The 21,096-nt window shown below is 48.2% G+C and carries 20 protein-coding genes; 12 read left to right on the forward strand and 8 right to left on the reverse strand.

What is annotated here, in order from left to right; genetic code table 11:
- The first annotated feature begins 114 nt into the window (after positions 1–114).
- The 3 genes from A8707_RS28110 to A8707_RS12900 all read left to right on the forward strand — a co-directional run bounded on the left by A8707_RS28110 (position 115) and on the right by A8707_RS12900 (position 2,966).
- Positions 115–303, forward strand: coding sequence for a hypothetical protein (locus tag A8707_RS28110; RefSeq protein ID WP_068817601.1), 189 nt, complete (start codon positions 115–117; stop codon positions 301–303).
- A gap of 888 nt (positions 304–1,191) precedes the next feature.
- The gene (locus A8707_RS12895) at positions 1,192–2,190 is read left to right on the forward strand and encodes a hypothetical protein (RefSeq protein WP_068817603.1); all 999 of its coding nucleotides are present in this window, start codon (positions 1,192–1,194) and stop codon (positions 2,188–2,190) included.
- A 2-nt stretch (positions 2,191–2,192) separates the two neighbouring features.
- Positions 2,193–2,966, forward strand: a complete 774-nt coding sequence (locus tag A8707_RS12900; RefSeq protein ID WP_068817604.1) for a hypothetical protein — start codon at positions 2,193–2,195, stop codon at positions 2,964–2,966.
- Positions 2,967–2,978: 12 nt separating this feature from the next.
- Here A8707_RS12900 and A8707_RS12905 read toward each other — a convergent pair whose 3' ends face one another.
- The 3 genes from A8707_RS12905 to A8707_RS12915 all read right to left on the reverse strand — a co-directional run bounded on the left by A8707_RS12905 (position 2,979) and on the right by A8707_RS12915 (position 4,797).
- Complete coding sequence (locus tag A8707_RS12905) at positions 2,979–3,464, reverse strand: PIN domain-containing protein (RefSeq protein WP_068817606.1); 486 nt, start codon at positions 3,462–3,464, stop codon at positions 2,979–2,981.
- 2 nt (positions 3,465–3,466) lie between these two features.
- Complete coding sequence (locus A8707_RS12910; protein WP_068817608.1) at positions 3,467–3,706, reverse strand: UPF0175 family protein; 240 nt, start codon at positions 3,704–3,706, stop codon at positions 3,467–3,469.
- Positions 3,707–3,942: 236 nt separating this feature from the next.
- Entirely contained in the window at positions 3,943–4,797 is an 855-nt protein-coding gene (locus A8707_RS12915) for a DUF6671 family protein (protein WP_068817609.1), read from the reverse strand.
- 164 nt (positions 4,798–4,961) lie between these two features.
- On the opposite strand from A8707_RS12915, the gene A8707_RS12920 reads away from it, so the two are divergent.
- Complete coding sequence (locus tag A8707_RS12920) at positions 4,962–6,398, forward strand: dihydroorotase (RefSeq protein WP_231948049.1); 1,437 nt, start codon at positions 4,962–4,964, stop codon at positions 6,396–6,398.
- A gap of 501 nt (positions 6,399–6,899) precedes the next feature.
- Entirely contained in the window at positions 6,900–7,241 is a 342-nt protein-coding gene (locus A8707_RS12930) for a hypothetical protein (RefSeq protein WP_068817613.1), read from the forward strand.
- A 96-nt stretch (positions 7,242–7,337) separates the two neighbouring features.
- Here the strand turns inward: A8707_RS12930 and ilvD are convergent, their stop codons facing one another.
- Both ilvD and A8707_RS12940 read right to left on the reverse strand, forming a co-directional pair.
- Entirely contained in the window at positions 7,338–9,026 is a 1,689-nt protein-coding gene (ilvD, locus tag A8707_RS12935; RefSeq protein WP_068817615.1) for a dihydroxy-acid dehydratase, read from the reverse strand.
- 393 nt (positions 9,027–9,419) lie between these two features.
- Positions 9,420–11,117, reverse strand: a complete 1,698-nt coding sequence (locus tag A8707_RS12940; protein WP_068817617.1) for a transglutaminase-like domain-containing protein — start codon at positions 11,115–11,117, stop codon at positions 9,420–9,422.
- Between the two features lie 130 nt (positions 11,118–11,247).
- Between A8707_RS12940 and A8707_RS12945 the strand changes: the two genes are divergently transcribed.
- Complete coding sequence (locus tag A8707_RS12945) at positions 11,248–12,120, forward strand: lipid kinase (RefSeq protein ID WP_068817619.1); 873 nt, start codon at positions 11,248–11,250, stop codon at positions 12,118–12,120.
- A 116-nt stretch (positions 12,121–12,236) separates the two neighbouring features.
- Here A8707_RS12945 and A8707_RS30235 read toward each other — a convergent pair whose 3' ends face one another.
- Together A8707_RS30235 and A8707_RS12955 are read right to left on the reverse strand one after the other, a co-directional pair.
- On the reverse strand, positions 12,237–12,362 hold the full coding sequence (locus A8707_RS30235) for a hypothetical protein (RefSeq protein ID WP_269452723.1): 126 nt from the start codon (positions 12,360–12,362) through the stop codon (positions 12,237–12,239).
- An 18-nt stretch (positions 12,363–12,380) separates the two neighbouring features.
- Complete coding sequence (locus tag A8707_RS12955) at positions 12,381–12,620, reverse strand: helix-turn-helix domain-containing protein (RefSeq protein ID WP_068817621.1); 240 nt, start codon at positions 12,618–12,620, stop codon at positions 12,381–12,383.
- 96 nt (positions 12,621–12,716) lie between these two features.
- On the opposite strand from A8707_RS12955, the gene A8707_RS12960 reads away from it, so the two are divergent.
- Positions 12,717–12,977, forward strand: coding sequence for a hypothetical protein (locus A8707_RS12960; RefSeq protein WP_197484757.1), 261 nt, complete (start codon positions 12,717–12,719; stop codon positions 12,975–12,977).
- Here A8707_RS12960 and A8707_RS12965 read toward each other — a convergent pair.
- Positions 12,974–14,062, reverse strand: a complete 1,089-nt coding sequence (locus A8707_RS12965) for an AAA family ATPase (protein ID WP_068817622.1) — start codon at positions 14,060–14,062, stop codon at positions 12,974–12,976. The genes A8707_RS12960 and A8707_RS12965 overlap by 4 nt on opposite strands.
- 187 nt (positions 14,063–14,249) lie before the next feature.
- Between A8707_RS12965 and A8707_RS12970 the strand changes: the two genes are divergently transcribed.
- From A8707_RS12970 to A8707_RS12990, 5 genes are all read left to right on the forward strand, one after another.
- Positions 14,250–17,075, forward strand: coding sequence for a cation-translocating P-type ATPase (locus A8707_RS12970; protein ID WP_068817624.1), 2,826 nt, complete (start codon positions 14,250–14,252; stop codon positions 17,073–17,075).
- Between the two features lie 250 nt (positions 17,076–17,325).
- A complete protein-coding gene (locus tag A8707_RS12975) occupies positions 17,326–17,694 on the forward strand; it encodes a hypothetical protein (protein ID WP_068817626.1) in 369 nt (122 codons plus the stop codon).
- A gap of 120 nt (positions 17,695–17,814) precedes the next feature.
- Positions 17,815–18,807, forward strand: coding sequence for a hormogonium polysaccharide biosynthesis glycosyltransferase HpsE (hpsE, locus tag A8707_RS12980; RefSeq protein WP_082906350.1), 993 nt, complete (start codon positions 17,815–17,817; stop codon positions 18,805–18,807).
- A 49-nt stretch (positions 18,808–18,856) separates the two neighbouring features.
- A complete protein-coding gene (gene hpsE / locus A8707_RS12985) occupies positions 18,857–19,801 on the forward strand; it encodes a hormogonium polysaccharide biosynthesis glycosyltransferase HpsE (RefSeq protein ID WP_068817629.1) in 945 nt (314 codons plus the stop codon).
- A 301-nt stretch (positions 19,802–20,102) separates the two neighbouring features.
- A complete protein-coding gene (locus A8707_RS12990; RefSeq protein ID WP_231948050.1) occupies positions 20,103–20,918 on the forward strand; it encodes a glycosyltransferase family 4 protein in 816 nt (271 codons plus the stop codon).
- The last annotated feature ends 178 nt before the right edge of the window (positions 20,919–21,096 follow it).

Genomic DNA, 21,096 nt, shown 5'->3' on the forward strand with positions numbered 1-21,096 from the left:
TGTAGGGAGGCGCAAGTGTCGTATGAATGCGCTTTCACCTCCCTACAGCGACAGTAAAAGGGCGATCGCTATCATGAATGCGCGATCGACTGAAATGAGTAAGCAAACCGCAGTTTGAGAAAGCAATTTGCCTTTTTGCTTGCGGAAAACACCAAAATGAATGCGCGATCTACTGAAATGAGAAAGCAAATGGTTGAAATGAGAAAGCAATTTGTCGTTTTGCTTGCAGAAATTACTGAAATGAGAAAGCAAACAGGCAAAATGAGCAAGCAAATTGCTACTTTGCTAATTCAATCAGGATGAGAGAGCCAGCGATCGCCCCATACACTCCTTCATAAGATTCAAATGTTTTGTTGGTGTCAGGCAAGAAAAACTCAAACCATTCGCAGAGTTACCTCGAATACCACGATCGCCGTGCTTGAGCTGAATGATATATCGTGGCAGATCGAGCAGGTTCTTTGGGCGCTCTTACATAGCGAGTGTAGAGGAGGACTGTATGATGTGTCTAATAGCACACGCGTCCGCGCCCGTAGTGAATCTGAAAATATGCGGAAAGATTCCAGCTATCCAGCTTGAGCGGTGTATTATGCAGAAAGATTCTACCTAAGTACCAAATTTGGGGTGTTATGCCGAGTCATTCTCCCTATTCACCTCCTATGGGATCTTAGGCGGAAACTTTCGGCTCTCCTGGATTTGTGGTTGAAACCGTAGTAAAAGCTACAAAATTGACCAAATCTAAGGGCTGAAACCCTTGTCAGGAGGCTTATAAGTTTCACTTATCATCCAATACCCAGGAGAGCCAAACTTTCTGTCTATTAATTGTTACGCCGCTGGGTTATCGGTGGAGGGCAACCGAAATCTCATCTGTTAGTATTCAAAGCTAAATTGCCGATAAATTTTCGATAGAACAGTGTTTTGAATCTGACATTGGGAACAAGCGCCCCCAAATATGTTAGCGCTGTATAAAAAGTATAGCTATACTAGTAGCCAAATATTGAGAGAATTTAGGAAGATCTGACTGTGCCAAACTGCCCATACTGCGATTTTCTAATTGATGAAGCCTATAACTTCTGTGTTAGCTGTGAGCAGCAAGTTAAGTGTCTGACATGTGGCAGTTATCTGATTAAAGATAAGAGCAAGTGCCTCAAATGCGGTAACTTCCTGAACACGCCTCAAACTGCTGCTACTCCCATGAATAATTTTTCATTAGAAGAGGAGCAATCGGATAGCAACTATTCAAGAAAGCTAAATCTATCTTTTACTGATAACGCGATCGATAAGGTCGCATCTGTTTTAGGTGGTTACGTTCCTTTAGTTCCACCTAAAAGTCCGAAACCCGTTGCGCAACAACAACTTGCCTTACCTTTTCTACAGACATCAGAAGAGAACGAGCAACTGGATCAATCTGAAATAATGACTGATGAAGCTGTAGAGACCACAGCGAAAAACGTTTTAGATAATAACTCTCCCTCCGATTATTTTGAGAAAGATGGGCAGGGTTTCCTTATTTCAAATAATCATGACTACAAAGGTAAGAATAAGAAGCTTCAGCAGCAAAGGTTTAGCATTCTTTACGTATGGGCTTACAACTCTCTTAATAGAGAACTAGTTCCTAATGATCATTTAACACAGGCTGCTCAAAGAAATGGAGTTTATGATCAGAATTATCCTACTTATCTTAAAGAAGCAGCAAATCGCTTCTTCACTAAATTGGATGGCACTTTCAAGCTTAATCCTAGCGGGCGTGCTGAACTAAGCAAGATTCATGCAGAGATGCAAGACTCGGATTTAAGCGGTTCAGAGTACTGGAATTCAACTCGGAAAAAATCCAGCCGAAGTCCTCGTGCAACAAAAGAAGATGCACAGAGAGTCGAGCAGTGGGTTCAGATGCCGTCAAAATTTGATAGCTTTGATGTGAGAGGACTAAACACTAGGTCTGACCTTGCAATTCTTGCACTCTATGACATTACGAAAGAACTAAAGGTTGAGACTTCTGTGAAACCGTCTTTGGCATATGAGTATCTTACTAAAAGGTACAAAACAGTTTCAATAACCAATAAAAATCTCAGTGATACGCTATCTGACAAGAGATACAAGAAATATTTTGAGCGCACCTCTGAAGGGTTATGCTACCTCACCCAAGAATCTGAAAGCCTTGCAGAAAGCTGGATTAGCAAAGGTAGTATTTAGGCATGAGTATTCAAAGATCCAAACTTGAGGCGACTTTATCTACACAGTTTCCAAAAGATGTTCTGGTTGCATTACTGGATGAATATCAACATATTAAGCAACAGTTCTTTTTAAGGAGATTTCAGCCAACTGAGCTAAATGCTGCTCGTTTTAGTGAATGCGTTCTTCGCTTAATTGAGTTCTTAGACACAGGCAGTTACACAGCTTTAGGGAAGCAACTAGACACGCAAAAAATAATAAATCGTGCTGCTAACAATACAGGCTTGCCAGAGGGTATTCGCTTCTTTATCCCTCAACTTACGAGAGTCCTTCTCGATATTAGAAATAAAAGGAATGTTGCTCATGTTGGTGGAGAAGTAGACCCCAACTATTCCGATTCTCTATTTGTATCTCATTCCGCAGATTGGATCTTAGTTGAGCTAATACGCAACTACCACACAAACAGCATTGACGAGGCAAGAAAAATCGTTGAAAGTATTACTGAAACTAAAATTCCTGTGATAGTAGAAATTGGTAATTTTATACGAGTTCAAAACACAAAGCTAAAAGCTGATCAAAAAACTTTACTTATTCTTTACTATAAACAGCCGGCCAAGGTTAGCGATGCAGATTTAATGAAGTGGGTTAGATATACGAACACAAGTAGATATCGAACTGAAATACTGAAATTACTGGATGATGAAGCTCTTATCCATTATGAAAATGGTCTCTGTGTAGTTCTTCCTAAGGGCATTCTTTATGTTGAGAAAAATATCAGCCCTGAATTAATCATGTAATCAATAAACGATTTACTCACCTGCTGTATTCAAAACGTCTGAATACAGTTGAGTACTTATCCGAAAACTTGCCTGGAGCATGAGATCATCCATTATAGGTTTAACTGCCATAATTAGACTTTGGCGTTTTGCTGATAGAAGAATTCCTAGGACTCCAGTGATTCTTATTCCCAAATCTGTCGCGGCTTGTCTGCCCAGTCGCTCATCAATTAGCAATCGAGATGCTTCTACTTCGACAGCAAGTGCGATTGCTTCAGCCTCTCCTAAATTCACACGATTTCTCAACTCACTCACCAATTCTTGATTTTGTACTGGTTGAATTCCCAGCCATATCGCCGATTGGACTGCTGTAATTACAGTTTTACCAGCCCTTTCATCCAACAGTTCCTCATAAACCGCAGTTGGAATCAGAATCATCCCATATATTTGCTGCATAAGTTCTAGCTGCCCAACCTTCGCCAAATTAGAGATTGGTGAAGTGTTACTTACGATTTTCACTATCAGTCCGTTTCCTGTAAGGTCTTGAGATCTTCTTGAAACTCAGCTACATCATAGTGGACACAGATGTCTCGATCAGCCAGTAGTTTTTGAAACTGCATTCGATGCATTCCCATCAACTCGCTAGCCTTTCCCAAACTAATTTTGTCTTGGCGAAAAAGCATAAGTACAATCTCCAAGAATAAATCGTGTTCTGATAAACCACTTGCTCTGACAAGATCGTCTGATATTACCAAACTCATGATTATACCCCTAGCTCTTAAATCTACTGCTTAGATCGTAGCAGCCAAAACAAGGGTAGGTTAGACTATTTTATAAGTTTAACCTTCGTAGCGGCGCGGCATAACAACGCGCTGGAGCGGACGGGCGAGAGGTTCTGGCGTTGCTGCCAAGGTTATCTGCCGCCGCTCAGCTAAGCCGTTAGACAGGATGAGTTGAAGCTACATAAGATCTTAATATCGCTTCTATAGAAACGACATTAAGGATTACAGTATAAACATTGTGCAGGATCTGCTGCTTCGATGCCATCGGGGAACAATTTTTCTTGGCGAAACCCGCAGTGCTGGCAGTGGTGGATGGCGACACGGGTGAGATCTGTGGGAAAATGGCACAGGGCGCAGGGCAGACCGGGCTGATATTCGACTGGCTCAAAGCCGGGATAGGCACAATTGGGACAAGTGCTTTGAATCGCATTCACGAGGTTGTTTGTGGCTTTTGCAATCACGTTCATGCGGGTTGGGTTATGGAGCGCCCGCATGTCAGTTTCTAGGTGAATGGTGGGCGATCGCCGCAGCGCTTCGGTCACGACGGTTAGCAGTTGCGCTTCACTGACAATGCCTTTCACAATCTCATTTGAATTTTTAGTCGATGCGTGAGGCATGACGACCAACCCATGCTCTGGAAAGCCGATGGTCTGAGCAAAAATCTGTGCTTCTTCTAAGCTGCAAACGGTTGTATGGCGGTAGTTGGTTTCCAGAGAAATTTCTTGACCGAAAATTTCTAGGTTGTGAGCGCGATCGACCAAGACGACTAACTCACAATTGCAGGCAACCATCGGAAAGCTAGGATGGGGTCCAAAGCTGCCTTCGCTGGCGATCGCCAGACTTTCACCCGTAAGCTCCAGTGCGCTTTCAGCCTTTAAGCGTGCGGTTGATCTTTGATCACCCGGTCGGTCGCGATCGCGAGTAAAGGTGCCAAACCTATCCGTATTAAAGTTTTCAGGAATCTGAAGCTTGATGCCTAACTCCTGTTCCAAAATGGGTGCAATAGCTTTTTCCTTACGGTGCATCGTGGCTAGTACTCCAACCCGATTTGCAAAGAAGGGATGGGTCATCCGCGTTCTCCTAAACAATCGTTCATTTCACGCAAACCTGATTTGAACGGTGGTCTTCTTGACCAATTAAGCATTCTAATGCTTGGCTTGAGCGGCTGTAGATAATCTTTGTATCACAACCCAATCAACTTTTGGCGATCGATGTGCATGGGCGTTGTTGGACTATGGACAAAATTTGGCTCGTAATTTCCTATGATGGAAGCAGTATTTTCTGGTTTAGCATGACCCCATCGCCCGATCGAACGTTATTGATCCGCAACGCCAGGGTTTTACTCCCTAATGGACAGTTTCAATCCGCTGATGTTTGGGTTGAGGGAGGCTTGATTGGGGAGATTGGCTCAAACCTCGATCGCACGGCTGATACTGTGATTGAGGCTAACCATCTAACCCTGCTACCAGGCGTAATCGACCCCCAAGTGCATTTCCGTGAACCGGGATTAGAGCACAAAGAAGATCTCACCACCGCCTCCCGTGCCTGTGCCCGTGGCGGCGTGACTTCCTTTTTAGAAATGCCCAACACAAAACCGCTGACTATTAATCAGGCAACCCTAAACGATAAGCTGGCACGCGCCGCCCAAAAGTCCTTTGTGAACTTCGGCTTTTTTATCGGAGCCACGGCAGAAAACTTACCTGACCTGCAAACAGCGACTCCAACTCCCGGCATCAAGATTTTTATGGGGTCGATGCACGGCGATCTGCTGGTTGATCAAGAAGCTGCGTTAGATCGCATTTTTGCCACAGGCACCCGCCTGATCGCAGTTCATGCCGAAGACCAGGCGCGGATTGCTCAACGGCGGAAAGAATTTGCAGGCATTACTGATCCGGCGATTCATTCCGTGATTCAAGATAATCAGGCGGCGCTCAATGCAACGCAACTGGCGCTCAAACTGTCCAAAAAATATCGGCGACGGCTCCATATCCTGCACCTTTCAACCGCGGAAGAAGCCGAACTGTTGCGTCAGGATAAGCCAGCGTGGGTGACAGCGGAAGTCACGCCTCAGCATCTACTGCTCAATACAGGCTTCTATGAACAACTGGGGTCACTGATTCAGATGAACCCGCCGATTCGGAGTGTTCACGACAATGAGGTGCTGTGGCAGGCACTTCAGGATGGAGTCATTGATTTTATTGCCACCGATCATGCCCCCCATACGCTGGCAGAAAAAGGTCGGGCGAATCCCACAACTCAAGTCGATGAGGAAGCATCTGCGACGACCGTTTTTCTAGAGCCTGCCAAGGTGCCATCGGGAATGCCTGGAGTAGAAACCTCTTTGCCGCTGATGCTAACCCAGGCAATGCAGGGGCGATGTAGCGTGGCTCAAGTGTCTCACTGGATGTCTACGGCAGTGGCAAAGGCATACGGCATTGTCGGAAAGGGGACGATCGCTCCTGGTTACGATGCAGACTTAGTGCTGGTAGATTTGGACACCTACCATCCTGTCCTGCGCGAAGAACTTCAGACGAAGTGTGGCTGGAGTCCGTTTGAGGGATGGAATTTGACGGGCTGGTCTGTGGTGACGATCGTGGGCGGGCAAGTGGTATACGAACGCGGCAAATTTAATGAGCAGGTTCGCGGTCGAGCGCTGGCTTTTAACCCCTAGCCCAACTACCCAAGTGGTCGATTAAACTTCTACAAGATTCTCTAGGAAAAATCTTGTTGCTATGCTAAAGATTGAGGGCAAGTAGCGAGTAGAGATGAAAGGGTCGTAAGTGGACATTTTAATAGAGTCAACCAGGAACTTTGAGCAGGATCTTGAAAGGTTGAGCAACGAAGAGAAGGCGATCACAGTTAAAAAAATCAACGATTGTGCGAGTCTGTTTCCAACTCAAAAAGTTGACGTTTATCGAAAGCTTCGTCGGCTCTCTTTGTTGTCAGGACTGAATGGATACGAATCTTCTCTGTATACGTTAAAGGTTTCACAAAAGCTAAGGGTAATTTTGGCAGTTGACGAAGATCCTATTTTTGGGCAAGTTATCTTTACTCTTTTTCGAGTAGTAGAACATGATGACATCGATACCGTGTATCGAGGTATAGCGGAATCCCCATATCAAGATATACTCCATCACGATCGAGAACCTGCCCAGATCTCGTAGATTCATTTATGGCACAAACCCTTACTCTTTGTGATGAATACGGAATTCTCTACCAAGCAATGAAAATCTTGCCAGATGACCAACTGAAAATTAGTTTTCTTGAAGGCTTGGCAGAGCTTGAGGACAGTGAGTGCCATAGAACAAGAAAACTTCCAAAAACGAGGCTGCACAAAGTAAAAGGTGTGAAGCAGGCGATCTGCCGTGCTGACATTGATAAAGTTTCAGGTTGGCACATTCACGTTCAATATGTCGATGGGCAAATCCATCTCAAGGACATCATTGAGGGACAAAAATGTGATGGTGTCCTTGATGTGATCAAGTCCAAAAAGACCCGCTACGAGTGGTTCTAGGTTTGTTGGTCTTGCGATCGCAAGAGACTTGATTCTCCTGCGATCACAATCCCAAACCTCATCCGAAATCGTGAAGGAGCAGTGACTCCGGCTTCATTAAGGCGACACGTTGAGATCGGTGACGGCACCTAAGCTGCTAGAAGATACCAGAGTGGCATATTTCGCCAGAACGCCAGAGGTATAGCGAGGGTTTGGTTTTTGCCAAGCAGCGCGCCGTAGTTCTAACTCTTCATCCGACAAATTCACTTGCAAGAGACGAGCAGCGGCATCAATGGTGATGGAGTCGTTTTCTTGAACTAAGGCGATCGTGCCACCCACATAGGCTTCTGGTGCCACATGCCCCACTACCATGCCATAGGTGCCGCCAGAAAACCGTCCATCGGTGATCAACCCAACGGCATCGCCCAAACCAGCCCCAATGATAGCAGAGGTGGGAGCCAGCATTTCCCGCATTCCAGGTCCGCCTTTGGGACCTTCGTAGCGAATGACGATCACGTCTCCGGCAACGATCTTGCCTGCCAAAATCGCATCCAGACAGGCTTCTTCAGAGTCAAACACCCGTGCGGGTCCGGTGATCTGTGCTTTTTTGATGCCTGTGATTTTAGCGACGGCTCCTTCGGTTGCCAGATTGCCTCTCAAGATTGCCAGATGTCCCGTGGCGTACATGGGGTTAGTCCAGGGACGAATCACATCCTGGTCAGCGCGAGGCTGATCGGGAACCTGCCGCAAGCGTTCGGCAATGGTATCTCCGGTAATGGTGGGGCAATCGCCGTGGATCAAGCCGTGGTTCAACAGCATTTTCATCACTTGGGGGATACCACCCGCTTTGTGCAAATCGGTGGCGACATAGCGACCGGAGGGTTTGAGATCGCAGAGGACGGGAACGCGAGCGCGGATGGTTTCAAAGTCATCGAGCTTCAGAGCTACTCTGGCGGAATGGGCGATCGCCAAAAAGTGCAGCACCGCATTAGTAGAACCACCGACTGCCATAATCACCGCGATCGCGTTTTCGATCGACTGGCGGGTGATGATGTCGCGGGGACGAATATTATTGCGAATTGCTTCTACCAGCGCTTTTCCTGCCAGTGCCGTATTCTCAGCTTTTTCAGGATCTTCCGCCGCCATCGTCGAGGAATACATCAAGCTCATGCCCATTGCCTCGAATGCTGCGGACATCGTATTCGCAGTATACATACCACCACAGGAACCTGCTCCTGGACAGGCATTGCGCTCCACGGACATCAGCCGCACTTCATTAATGCGACCTGCACTATATTGACCCACCGCTTCAAAGGAACTCACGACGGTTAGATCTTCGCCCTCTAGATGCCCTGGTTTGATGGTGCCACCATAAACGAAGACGGCTGGAATATTCATCCGCGCCATCGCAATCATGGCTCCTGGCATATTTTTGTCGCAGCCACCGATCGCCAATATGCCATCCATACTCTGGGCGTTGCAGGCAGTTTCAATAGAGTCGGCAATTACATCTCGCGACACCAGGGAATACTTCATTCCTTCGGTGCCCATCGAAATGCCATCACTCACGGTAATGGTGCCAAAGAGTTGGGGCATCCCGCCCCCTAGCCGAATGCCTGCCTCTGCTTCCACTGCCAGGGCTGCGATTCCCATATTGCAGGGCGTGATTGTGCTATGGGCGCTGGCGACTCCCACGATCGGCTTCTGAAAGTCTCCATCGCCAAAACCAACCGCTCGCAGCATGGCGCGATTGGGCGATCGCTGCACTCCTTCGGTGACGGCTTTACTTCTCCAGTTCTCAGACATCCTAATTTTCCTAAATTTATGGGTCAGGCAGCAGGTGCCAGATGCTCAACGTCCTTTCAATCACTATAACTAAACAACTGCTCTTACCAATTCTCGCAGAACGCTCCAACTTCATCTACCAAACAATTCTTAGGCTGAGATTTTTAGCCCACTTCTTTTTGCTGAATCGATCCATGAGGCACAGAGTTTGCCCTCACCCTAGCCCTCTCCCCAAGGAGAGGGGACAAGAGTTCTGGCTCCCTTCTCCTTGGGGAGAAGGGTTGGCGAGGGCTTGCCCCACTGCGTGAGGAGGGCATTTCATATCTGCATTCAGCAATGAACGGAATCTTTCCTCTTGGGTTCAGATTTATTCAGATGTTAGCCTACAGAATTCCTGTGTTGAAGGCGATCGCCTTAAATTGGGGGTAGCTCCTCCAAAATGGTGAAGCGGATGTGATTAATGGCAAGATCACCGATCGACAAGTCAAACAAGTCGCCCACCGGAACGCCGCCACTTCTCAGCGACTCGAAGGTGATGCCTTTGCCGATTTCGGCGTGAAACCAGGGTAGACCCATAAAAAATCGTGTTGGATACGGACCGCGCTCTACGATGTCGTCGGGGTTTGACTCCATTGGCAGCCACCCAAACCCAGGCACATAGAATTCGATCCAAACGTGGTTATAGTCGGGTTCTAGCGGGATGCGCTGACGCTCAGGGTAAGGAGGACACTTGTAGCGCCCAACAGTGCGACAGGCGATACCGTTCAGCCGAGACAGCGCCAACAGCAAGCCGACATATTCGCCACATGAGCCAATACCTCGTTCTAAGACGACATCGGGCGGATCGATGTGAGGCTTGATGCCATAAGAGAGACGATCGTAGACAAAGTTGCGAATCTTGAGAATTTTTCTGAGCAGATTGGTTTCGGTGCCGATCGCTTCTCGCGCAGCAGCCTGAATCACGGGCGTATCCATCGCTAGCTCATCGTCATCGATCAAATAACGCGCTCTAAATTCGGGCGACAGTTCGGAGACTTGATCAATATCGTCCGGCTTGAGTTGATATTTGATGCCTCTCACTTCGAGCAGGGCTTTCCAGCCAAAGATATTCCGCTCGTTGGGCTTGAGAGAGTCAAACTTAAAGACCGCGACCTTTTGCCCTTCCTGGATTTCTTCGGTAAAAGGCACTCCGATCGCTTCAACGTGTTTAACTTTTTGCCGATCGGTTTCTGTTGGCAGAGCAATGCGCCACTCTAGATTTTCGAGATCAACCTCGTCTAGGGGCAGCAGTTCTTCAGCGTAGGACATCTCAACCAAGTAACCATTTGAGAGCGCATAGCGTCCTTTAGAATCGTTGTGGAAATAGAGCGGATGAACAAAGGTGCGATCGCGAAAGGTCAATTCGTGACTGGGATCGGCATTAGGGTTGTCGCGAATATATGCCTCTTCGCTGGCGTAGGAGACATAGAGCGTCTGCTGTCCAGTCGTTGGGTCGGGCAAAAATGCCAACCCGGTCGGCGACTCAAACGGCGTGAGAATGCTGAACTGAAGCTCGCCCGTTGCCCGATCGAGACAATAAACCGTTTGCTCAATGCGATCGCAGACCCAGAGTTCTTCATCTCGCACAGTCAAATTGGCGGTTCCGACCCCAAGCAATGGAAACTGAGTAATCTTTCGTTTAGTGCTGCGTTCGTAAATGAAAATATAGCCTGACTTTTGACAGGTCACATAAATCGTAGATTCCCAAACCCCTACCCCGTCGGCAGCATAAGGCAAACTCACAAAAAGCTGTGGCGTTAAGTCATGAAATCCACAAAAATAAACGTTATTTTCTTGAGTAAACCAGATCGTTTCGCCCCAAATCGCCAAACTCGTTGCGTCAACAAACGGTTCTGTGCTGTGAGCGTTGAGCACGATCGTATTGTCGCTCGCCGCATCGAGCCGGAGTAAATAGCCGCGAACGGAGTCGAGAGCCAGCAGTTGACTTTGCCAAACTGCCAACCCATTTAGCGCATAAACCGCGATCGGACGAATGGTGCGCGGTGGCATAATGGGCTGAGATGAGACAGCCAGCGAGGAAGACTGCTCAGAAGAGATACCGAAATTGAGCATCGGTGTTATTAAATAAGCGTTCAGCCCCCAATCATAAACAAAACTGTCCCACGATGAATGTATCAAGACACGCTCTATGCAAAAAATGGGAGGTGAGAAAGCTTTATTTGAATTATGGACATCACTATTTATGAATCAGCGCGCTTTATTATTGGTCAACCGTCATGCTCGCAGAGGGCAGCAGCCGTTAGACGCTGCCGTCCATCAATTAGAATCGTTGGGGCTTGAGTTGTGCGAAGAAGCGATCGCAGACCCCGATCGTCTCCCAGATGTGATTCGTGATTATCGTAACAGGGTAGATTTAGTGATTATCGGCGGCGGTGACGGCACGTTGAATGCGGCGGTAGAAGGCTTAGTCGAGACTCAGTTACCGCTGGGCATCTTGCCATTGGGGACTGCCAACGATTTAGCGCGGACGCTAGGAATTCCGGCGACGTTGCCCGAAGCGTGTCAGATTATTGCAGCAGGCAAAGTTCATGCGATCGATTTGGGTTGGGTGAATGGCAAATATTTCTTCAACGTCGCCAGTTTGGGGTTGAGTGTGAAGATCACTCGCAGCCTCACCCAAGAAGTCAAGAGGCGCTGGGGCGTTTTTGCCTACGCCGCGACTGCTTTGCAAGCACTGTGGAAGAGTCGGCGGTTTCACGCAGAGATTCAGATTGAGGGAGGACGATCGCAGAAAGTTCGGGCGATTCAAATCGCGGTGGGCAATGGGCGCTATTATGGCGGCGGCATGGCAGTGGCAGAAGATGCGGCGATCGATGATCAGCGTTTAGATCTCTATAGTCTGGAGGTCGATCACTGGTGGCAGATGTTGGCGGTGCTTCCGGCGCTGCGGCGGGGACGGCAGGGCGTGTCGCCTTGGGCACAGTCTTGGACAGGCAAAGAGTTTCACGTTTATACTCGCAGACCTCGATCGATCAACACAGATGGAGAGATCACGACTTCGACCCCGGCTCATTTTAAAGTGGTGCCGAATGCTTTATCGGTGATTGTGCCGTGAGTTATTGTTGAACGATCGGATTCAGGAAGCAATTTGATCGATCGCTGGGCGATATTTGGGGGTCGGAATAGGCTTGCCTTCTGCTTTAGCCGTTTCTAGCCATGCTGCTTTGGCTTTTAAGAGTTCGTGGACGGCTTCTTCAACGGTATCGCTAAACGCCGAGCATATTTCAAATCGGGAATGTCGGCAATGTAGCCTTCGTCTTCTTCGCGATGAAAAATGTTGATGTGATAGTCTTTCATAGCTCGTCTTCACCTGTCTTAACTCTCATCAGTCTCGGCATCTCTGAGAAACAGCCGAATAAACTCTTCAGCCGCCTCTGGTTTGAGCTTTCGCAACGCCCGATAGATTTCAAATAACGCTTCTGCTAATGGATCTCTATCTTCACTCACCCAACGACTCATCACTGCGGGATTGATACCCATCGTCTTTGCAAGCTGGCTGCGCTTAATCTCGTGATTTATGAGTACTTGTTTGAGGGCGTTCCCTGCTCTTGCCATGCGCCAAATCTTAATAGAGCGTCGTATCTAAATTTGATTGCTAATTGACACCACCTCGTGTAAACTGATGTCAGATGACACGAACGTTATCTATCAATGGTTAAGAACCAGCCTCGCCCTGGAAAAGCATTTGGGCTGGTTTTTAGCTCCAATTCTCATGGAGACGTAATCATTATGCCTTACAAAGACCGCCTAGAATCTTGGGCTGTCATCCGACTGCTGCCAAAAATGCAGCGAGTCACCGTTGCCCGTCGTCGCACCGCATCTGATGCCGAAGGTTGTTGTCAGATATTACGCCGCTTAGAACCTGACGCTCAATTTATCGTGGTGTTCGATCGTCGAGAGCAACCCAGTTAGCCCAATCGATATTTAAGCCAAAACCCCAAAAGCGGCAGCGCAATTTGATAGCCGTGATCTGCCCCATACACGAGTCCTTTTTGCTCCAAGCTGGCTAACGCTCCCTGCAAGCCGCCGCCCCTCGACAGATGATGTTTTTGAATATATTCCCGCGCATGAGGGCTATCGGTCGGGTCAAGCGCAAGGCTTTCTAGCACCCGCACTTGGCTATGAGGCAACAGCAAAATCAGCGATTCAAACGTGACGGACAGATCTTCGACGAGAGCGATCGCGCTGCGATGAACGTGATGAGGCTGAATAATTACAGGATGAAAAAGATCGTCACTTACCCGTTCAGACTGCCAGATGCGACGGGCAAGGGCGATCGTATCTCCAAAATGACCCTGCACATAGCCGAGAAATAATGCCTGACTCTCAGGCTCAAGCTGCAATCCCTTCGCTGTTATCGCGTCCACAATCCAGGGCTGCAAGTCTCGATCGGTGAGCGGTGCTAGAGAAACAACTTTTAGATCGCTCGGCTGAGTTTGTTGCTCTGCGACCGTAGCAATTAGCGCATAGCTGACTCGACTTTGCTGCTGAATTTCTTGGCGCAAATGATGTTCCCATTTACTGGTGCGATCCCACGATCGCAGGTGCGGAAAATTCTGAAACACGAGCACGACTCGGCAGTCTAGCCACTCTGCCATCTTTTGCGGCAGTGTCAGCAAAGCCTGAAATAATGACCACTCTTTCCCAGAAGACAGATGCCAAACCAGCGTTGCCCGTCCGCTTGAAGATGATTGCAAAACTACAGGCTGATCTTGGCTCCAGCGCTGGATTAGAGGATGTTCATCAGAGCCAAACGCCGACAGTAAGCCTTCTGCCAGCAGTTGAAGGAAGCGATCGCAGCTAGTTGCCCGCAGACAGTCAATTTCAACGACTCTTGCGCCAGAGTGTTTCGCCGCCCAGCGAATCAGAGTTCGTCGCCCAATTCCTGGCACTCCTGCTAAAAGCAAGTCTTCATCAGCCGCCAAAATTGCGCTGACCTGCTGCAATTCAGCCTGTCTGCCAACCAACCTTTGCGGAATAAACGGGTTATCAACCATCTCACATTAAATCGGTGTACGAGCTTCCTGCTCCCTCTCCTCAAGAAAGAGCCTTTTCTCTCATTGAACATCTAGAGTATCGAGTCTATACTCTAAGTCAAGAAGTTTACACTATTTAATAGTGCTAAATCTAATTTCTAAGCACTATGATTAAGTGCTGTAGGCGTTCATTCCCTTATTCAATTCTATGGCTCCTAATCTGCTTTCTCTCAACTCGGCATGGCACACGATCGACCCTGAACGATCGCTCGACCTTTTGCACAGCGATCGCAAAACGGGGTTAACCCAACAACAAGTCGATGAACGGCTACAAGAATTTGGGACAAACGAATTAGAAGAAGTGAGCGGACGCAGCTCTTGGGAGATCTTGATCGACCAGTTTAAAAACGTGATGCTGCTGCTGCTAATCGGCGTAGCGCTGGTGTCTGGCGTTTTAGACTTGCTAGATTTGGTGCAGGGAGTCGGCAAACCGGGAGATATTCCTTTTAAAGACACGATCGCGATTTTGGCGATCGTGTTTCTCAATGGCGCATTGGGCTACTTTCAAGAAAGCCGCGCTGAGAAAGCGTTAGCCGCACTTAAACAACTGTCTTCTCCCAGAGTTCGGATTCTTCGCGATGGCAAAGTGCACGAAATCGACTCGGAGCAGCTCGTTCCGGGCGATGTGATGATGGTGGAAGCAGGAGTTCAATTAGCAGCCGATGGGCGACTGATCGAAACCTCAAACCTGCAAATCCGAGAATCTGCCCTAACGGGAGAGGCTCAGGCTGTCAACAAACAAGCCGACCTGCACCTGCCAGAAGAGACTTCGCTCGGCGATCGCTTAAATCTAGTCTACCAGGGCACTGAAGTCGTTCAAGGTCGCGGCACCGTCGTCGTGACAGGCACCGGGATGCGAACCGAACTCGGCAAAATCGCTACCATGCTGCAAGCTGTCGAGACCGAGCCGACTCCTCTACAGCAGCGAATGGATCAACTCAGTCAAGCGTTGGTGACTGGGGCGCTGATTCTGGTGGGTGTCGTGGTGATTGGGGGGCTAATTGCAGCTAGAAGCTTTGCGCCGCTTCGAGAATTGCTGCAAGTGTCGTTGAGTATGGCAGTCGCCGTTGTGCCAGAAGGGTTGCCTGCGGTAATCACCGTGACTTTGGCGATCGGCACTCAGCGAATGGTGCGCCGCAATGCTCTGATTCGCAAACTCCCGGCAGTCGAAACTCTGGGTTCTGTCACCACAATTTGCTCTGACAAAACTGGAACATTGACGCAAAACAAAATGGTGGTGCAATCGTTTCATACTGCCAGCTTTTCGCCCAGTGTGACCGGAGAAGGCTATGTGCCTGAAGGCAAATTTCTGATTCAAGGGCAGGTTGCCGACCCGATCGAGTATCCAGAAGTGCGATCTCTCCTGCTTGCCTGCACACTCTGCAACGATTCACTCTTGCAAGCAGAAAACGGAAAGTGGACAATTTTGGGCGACCCTACCGAAGGCGCACTGCTGGTCGTCGCCGCCAAAGCCGGATTAGAGCAAGACCAGTGGAACAGCAAACTGCCGCGTGTGTCTGAGATTCCGTTCACCTCAGAGCGGAAGCGCATGAGCGTGATTGTTCAAGATGCCGCTAACCTGCTGCAATCAGAAACAGGCTTTTTGGCAACGCCCTACTTGATGTTTACCAAAGGGTCGCCAGAGTTAGTTTTAGAACGATGCCAGAAGATTCAGTATGGCGATCGGGTTCAGGGTCTAACCGATGAGCAGCGCAGCCAAGTTCTAGAACGCAATAATCAACTTGCTGCCAGAGGGTTACGAGTTTTAGGATTTGCCTATAAACCGTTAGATACTGTTCCACCTGAAGGTTCGGACTCGGCAGAAAATGACTTAATCTGGCTCGGCTTGGTCGATATGCTCGATGCCCCTCGGCTAGAAGTCCGGGATGCTGTGGCTCGTTGCCGCACAGCCGGGATCCGTCCGGTGATGATCACGGGAGATCATCAACTCACCGCCCAAGCGATCGCCGAAAACCTGGGGATCTCTAAACCCGGCGACGAAGTGCTGATTGGACGCGACCTCGAAAAAATGGACTTGCCAGAACTCGAACGGCACGTCGATCGCGTTAGCATCTATGCTCGTGTTGCCCCCGAACACAAACTGCGAATCGTGCAGGCGCTTCAGCGTAAAGGCAAAATTGTTGCGATGACGGGTGACGGGGTAAACGACGCTCCTGCCCTCAAGCAAGCCGATATTGGGATTGCAATGGGCATCACCGGAACCGATGTCAGCAAAGAAGCCAGCGATATGGTCTTGTTAGACGATAACTTCGCCACGATCGTCGCTGCCACCGAAGAAGGTCGCGTGGTCTACACCAACATTCGTCGCTTTATCAAATACATTCTCGGCTCTAACATTGGCGAAGTGTTGACGATCGCCGCCTCGCCGCTGCTATTGCCGATCGGGGGCGTTCCTCTGTCTCCCCTCCAGATTTTGTGGATGAACCTCGTGACTGATGGATTGCCCGCTTTAGCGCTAGCGGTCGAGCCTGCCGAATCCAATGTGATGAATCGTCCTCCCAATCACCCAGATGAAAACATTTTTTCTCGCGGTTTGGGCGCTTACATGATTCGCATCGGCATCGTCTTGGCAGTGTTGACCATCACTCTCATGGTGGGATCTTACCAATACACCACTCAACATTTTGGCAACGGTTTAGATGCCGATCGCTGGAAAACGATGGTGTTCACAACCCTGTGCATTGCTCAAATGGGACACGCGATCGCCATTCGCTCAAATTCTAAATTGACGATCGAGCTAGACCCGCGCACTAATCCCTATGTTTGGGGTGCTGTCATCATCACCACAATTCTGCAACTGCTGTTGATCTACGTCGCCCCCCTGCGAAGCTTCTTTGGCACTCACTACCTCACCTTAAACGAGCTTGGAGTTTGCATCGGTTTCAGCGCCCTGATGTTTGTATGGATTGAGATGGAGAAGCTATTTGTGCGCTGGTTTGTCAATCGTCGATAAAACGATTTAGATCCAGTTAAAAAGCCTTGAGGGTATTGAAACAATAGATACTTTCAAGGCTTTTGAGTTACTTAATGAAATTTAATCAACATTCTCGAAGCCGTGCACAACCATCTTCTGACCTTTCATCTCAAAAAGTCTTACTGAACTTGCTTATTTCCTAATCATCGAAAATCTATCCCAGGGTATACTTTACGAAATCTTAACTCCCTCTTAAGGGAGTAGACAGCACCCATTGGAGATAGATGCAGTGCAACAAAGTAATTCTCTAGAACTTGAAACCGACCTGAGTCGATTAACCAGTGCCTTCGCAACTCGCAGCACGACGATTGGCAAAGAGGTGATCGCCAGTCTGAGAAGTCGGCTGACTCTGCGCGACGTAGCCGGAATGGTGATCGTCAGCCTCGAACGCCTTGTTTGGCAAGATCCACTGTCGTTTTGCTGGGCAATCGAAAACACGGTTCCTGGCTATGTGATGCGAGAAATCAGAAAAATCACCTCGATCACCGTCTACAAACGTCTCATCGATCGAGGTCTAGAGCCGGGGCAAGACTTCAGCATGGATGCCGAAGGGAACATTTTGTTTAGCGATCGGGTGAAGGTCACCGTTTTTAGCTAATTTAGAAAGGCTGATGCCTGTGTAGAAACCTATCCAGCTTGGGCAACTTATCAGTAGGGTGCAACGTGATTCGTCACCAGCGATTCCACGATTCTAATCAAACCCCTCACCATAGTTACCATGCTGGATTTCACCGTCGCCATCCGCACATTTAACGGGGCAAAGCGTCTTCCCCTCGTCCTCGATCGCCTGCGAACTCAGATTCAAACCAAGACGATCGCTTGGGAAGTGCTCGTAGTCGATAACAACAGCAACGACGACACTGCACGAGTCATTCAGAGCTATCAAGCCACTTGGGTAGGTCAGTGCCCATTGCGCTATGTGTTTGAACCTCAGCAAGGAGCCGCGATCGCCCGTCGCCGCGCTATTCAAGAAGCCGAGGGTCGCCTCATCGGTTTTTTAGATGACGACAATCTGCCCTCTGAAGATTGGGTGGCTTCCGCCGTTGCTTTTGGGCAGGTCAACCCTAAAGCTGGAGCATTTGGCAGTCGGATTCGGGGCGTTTTTGAGACAGAAATCCCGAAAAACTTTGAGAAAATCTCGGCATATCTAGCAATCAAAGGAAACACTCAACAGTATTGCTACGACACTTATAAAAAAGGACTGCCTGCTGGGGCAGGACTCGTTGTGCGGCGGCAAGCGTGGCTAGAGAGCGTTCCGACTCATCTCGTTCTTCAGGGTCCGACGGGCGATCGGCTACCGACAAAAAGTGAAGAGATCGAAGCTTTGTTCTACCTCCGCAAAGCAGGCTGGGAAATTTGGCATCATCCGACGATGCAAATTGAGCACCACATCCCTGCACGGCGCTTGGAGAGAGATTATTTGCTCAACTTTTTTCACACGTTAGGTCTGAGCCGTCATCGTTTGAGAATGCTCCGCTTTGTGCCCTGGCAGCGCCCTGTGATGACGATCGTGTATTTAGTCAGCGACCTCTGCAAGATTACTAGCTCCTTTGTTCGCCATCACAAAATACTTAAAACTGATGTGGTCGCCGCCTGTGAGATGCAGGCTTTAATCGGTAGCTTGTTCAGCCCTTTCTATCTGCTTAAGAAAAATCTGTTGCCAGTCAATCAGCAGCCCCATCCAGTTGCAAAAACGCAGTCTTGTCTCTAATTGGTCGATTCTTCTCAAGCATTTTAGTCTCTAATTCTATTTATAAATAATGCTAGATTTTACAGTTGCTATTTGCACCTACAACGGAGCGAATCGGATCAAGCAAGTATTAGAGCGGCTGCACTCGCAGGTCAATCTCCAAGGCATTCAGTGGGAGATTGTGGTCGTTGACAACAACAGCACCGATCACATTCAGCAAGTCATTGACGATTATCAAAAGAGTCGCTTTTCTGCAACGACACTGCGCTATTTGGTTGAGCCTCAGCAAGGAGTCGCTTTTGCTAGACTTCGGGCAGTTCAAGAAGCACAAGGCAATCTCGTTGGCTTTCTCGACGATGACACTCTCCCAGATGAAACCTGGCTTGCAAACGCCTACAAATTTGCCCAAACTCATCCACAAGCAGGAGCCTTTGGAGGGCAGATTCACGGCGAATTTGAAGTTGAACCATCACCAGAATTTAAGCACGTTGCTATTTTTTTGGCGATCGTCGAGCGAGGTTCAACCCCACATCTTTACACAAAAGTCCTTCCCCCCGGAGCAGGACTCGTCGTGCGACGGCAGGCGTGGCTAGAAAGTGTTCCTCAAAAACCGTTTCTGTCAGGACGTACCACCCAGTCAATGTTAACGAGCGAAGACATTGCAGCGATCGTGCACATTCAAAAAGCAGGCTGGGAAATTTGGTATAACCCAGAACAGCACCTCTATCATCAAATTCCGGCTTGGCGATTAGAGCGCACGTATCTTCTAAACCTAGTGCGAGGAATTGGATTAGCCAAACATCACATCCGCATGATGCGCCTCAGCGCTTGGCAGCGTCCCCTGGCTTTTCCGGTTTACCTCACCAATGATCTCATCAAAACAGTTTCTTATTTTGTCAAACATCAAAAATTACTCAAAAAAGACCTGTCCACCGCTTGTCAAATGGAGCTATTGACCAGTAGCGTAGCCAGCCCATTTTATCTCTGGAGTCGTCATCTAAACTTAAAAAAATAAGATGAAACTTAAGATGAAACTATTGATTCAACACACTCATCGTAGAGATGAAATTTCTGGGGTTCTGACTTATATTCAGTCAATTCAGACAGAGCTAAACTTGAGAGGAATTGAAACTAAAGTAATTTCAACGACTGACAGTTCGTTGCAACAATGGGTCGGCGCTATTCTTTGGGCTGATTTCGTTCACATGAATTCTAATCACTTGTTCTTTGCGTGTTTGTGTAAGATTCTCATCAAAAGAGTTGTCATTAAATATCATTATTTATTCTACTCATCCATTCACTTTACTTATCAAGAAATGCCTTTATCACAGAGGCTAAAAGCAGAGTTTATTCACTCATTACCTAAGTCTAACTATCCTTTAAAGTGGAAGTTGCATACAGTCGTAAAACTCGCTAAACTAGCGACTCGTTTTTTAACAGCATTGGTTGTCGATCGCCACACTGCCTGTAGTCAATTTTTAGCAGATTCCCACAGCTTCCCTTGGAAGGTGGAAACCTTATATAATCCCATCCAAGCTCAGGATCAAGGTGCTCACAAAACAGTCAATGAATTATCTAAACCGCATTCGTTTGTTTATGTCGGGCGGCTCAACTCAGATAAAGGCGTTGATTTACTTCTAAAAGCAACTCAACTGCTTCAGGCTCAAAACAAAGACTTTCGCGTGTTGATTATTGGAGATGGCGGAGAAGTCAAAGCGCTCCGAGACTTAGCAGCAGCGCTCGACATTTCAAACTGCGTTGAGTTTTTAGGGAACTACTCTCAACCCAAAATATTGCCGATCGTTCGATCGTCGCTTGCGCTGGTCGCACCTTCTCGTTGGCAAGAACCCGCTGGCTATGTCGTGCTTGAAGCCTCTAGCGTGGCAACCTGCTCGATCGCTGCCAATGTTGGCGGTTTACCAGAAATGGCAGGGTCGCACAACTTCCTGTGTGAGCGAGAAAACGTTGAAGAATTAGCGGCAGCTATGCGGGTTTGCCTCGATTGTCCCCAAGATGCTATTGAACGGGGCAAAAGAGCAACCGAATATGTTAGAGAGAAGTTTTCTCCTGCTCAAACTGTTGACCAACTCATTCAAATCTATCGAGAACTTAGCCCAGATTTTAAGCTATAAGTCATTATCTGTTGACGGCTACTGCGTCCATGACTCGCTGCATATCGAGTAAGAAAATTGCCAGCGTCGCCTTGCCTTGAGGCAATACAGCGACTCGCGATATTTAAGGGGTGCCCATTGCAATAAGGTTCTGGCAATCTGCGAATCATGTTGAGCGGGAGATTGTAATGTTCTGAAC

The organism is Phormidesmis priestleyi BC1401, assembly GCF_001650195.1.
GTDB classification, from domain to species: Bacteria; Cyanobacteriota; Cyanobacteriia; order Leptolyngbyales; family Leptolyngbyaceae; genus Phormidesmis_A; species Phormidesmis_A priestleyi_B.

Excerpts from the sequence above, each read along its gene's own strand:
- A8707_RS12945 (WP_068817619.1), top strand. The coding sequence starts at position 11,248 with ATGAATCAGCGCGCTTTATTATTGGTCAACCGTCATGCTCGCAGAGGG.
- ilvD (WP_068817615.1), bottom strand. The coding sequence starts at position 9,026 with ATGTCTGAGAACTGGAGAAGTAAAGCCGTCACCGAAGGAGTGCAGCGA.
- A8707_RS12940 (WP_068817617.1), bottom strand. The coding sequence starts at position 11,117 with ATGCTCAATTTCGGTATCTCTTCTGAGCAGTCTTCCTCGCTGGCTGTC.
- A8707_RS30235 (WP_269452723.1), bottom strand. The coding sequence starts at position 12,362 with ATGAAAGACTATCACATCAACATTTTTCATCGCGAAGAAGACGAAGGC.
- hpsE (WP_068817629.1), top strand. The coding sequence starts at position 18,857 with ATGCTAGATTTTACAGTTGCTATTTGCACCTACAACGGAGCGAATCGG.
- A8707_RS12965 (WP_068817622.1), bottom strand. The coding sequence starts at position 14,062 with ATGGTTGATAACCCGTTTATTCCGCAAAGGTTGGTTGGCAGACAGGCT.
- A8707_RS12900 (WP_068817604.1), top strand. The coding sequence starts at position 2,193 with ATGAGTATTCAAAGATCCAAACTTGAGGCGACTTTATCTACACAGTTT.
- A8707_RS12910 (WP_068817608.1), bottom strand. The coding sequence starts at position 3,706 with ATGAGTTTGGTAATATCAGACGATCTTGTCAGAGCAAGTGGTTTATCA.
- A8707_RS12970 (WP_068817624.1), top strand. The coding sequence starts at position 14,250 with ATGGCTCCTAATCTGCTTTCTCTCAACTCGGCATGGCACACGATCGAC.
- A8707_RS12915 (WP_068817609.1), bottom strand. The coding sequence starts at position 4,797 with ATGACCCATCCCTTCTTTGCAAATCGGGTTGGAGTACTAGCCACGATG.
- A8707_RS12930 (WP_068817613.1), top strand. The coding sequence starts at position 6,900 with ATGGCACAAACCCTTACTCTTTGTGATGAATACGGAATTCTCTACCAA.
- A8707_RS12990 (WP_231948050.1), top strand. The coding sequence starts at position 20,103 with ATGCCTTTATCACAGAGGCTAAAAGCAGAGTTTATTCACTCATTACCT.
- A8707_RS12920 (WP_231948049.1), top strand. The coding sequence starts at position 4,962 with ATGGACAAAATTTGGCTCGTAATTTCCTATGATGGAAGCAGTATTTTC.
- A8707_RS12955 (WP_068817621.1), bottom strand. The coding sequence starts at position 12,620 with ATGGCAAGAGCAGGGAACGCCCTCAAACAAGTACTCATAAATCACGAG.
- A8707_RS12895 (WP_068817603.1), top strand. The coding sequence starts at position 1,192 with ATGAATAATTTTTCATTAGAAGAGGAGCAATCGGATAGCAACTATTCA.
- hpsE (WP_082906350.1), top strand. The coding sequence starts at position 17,815 with ATGCTGGATTTCACCGTCGCCATCCGCACATTTAACGGGGCAAAGCGT.
- A8707_RS12960 (WP_197484757.1), top strand. The coding sequence starts at position 12,717 with ATGGTTAAGAACCAGCCTCGCCCTGGAAAAGCATTTGGGCTGGTTTTT.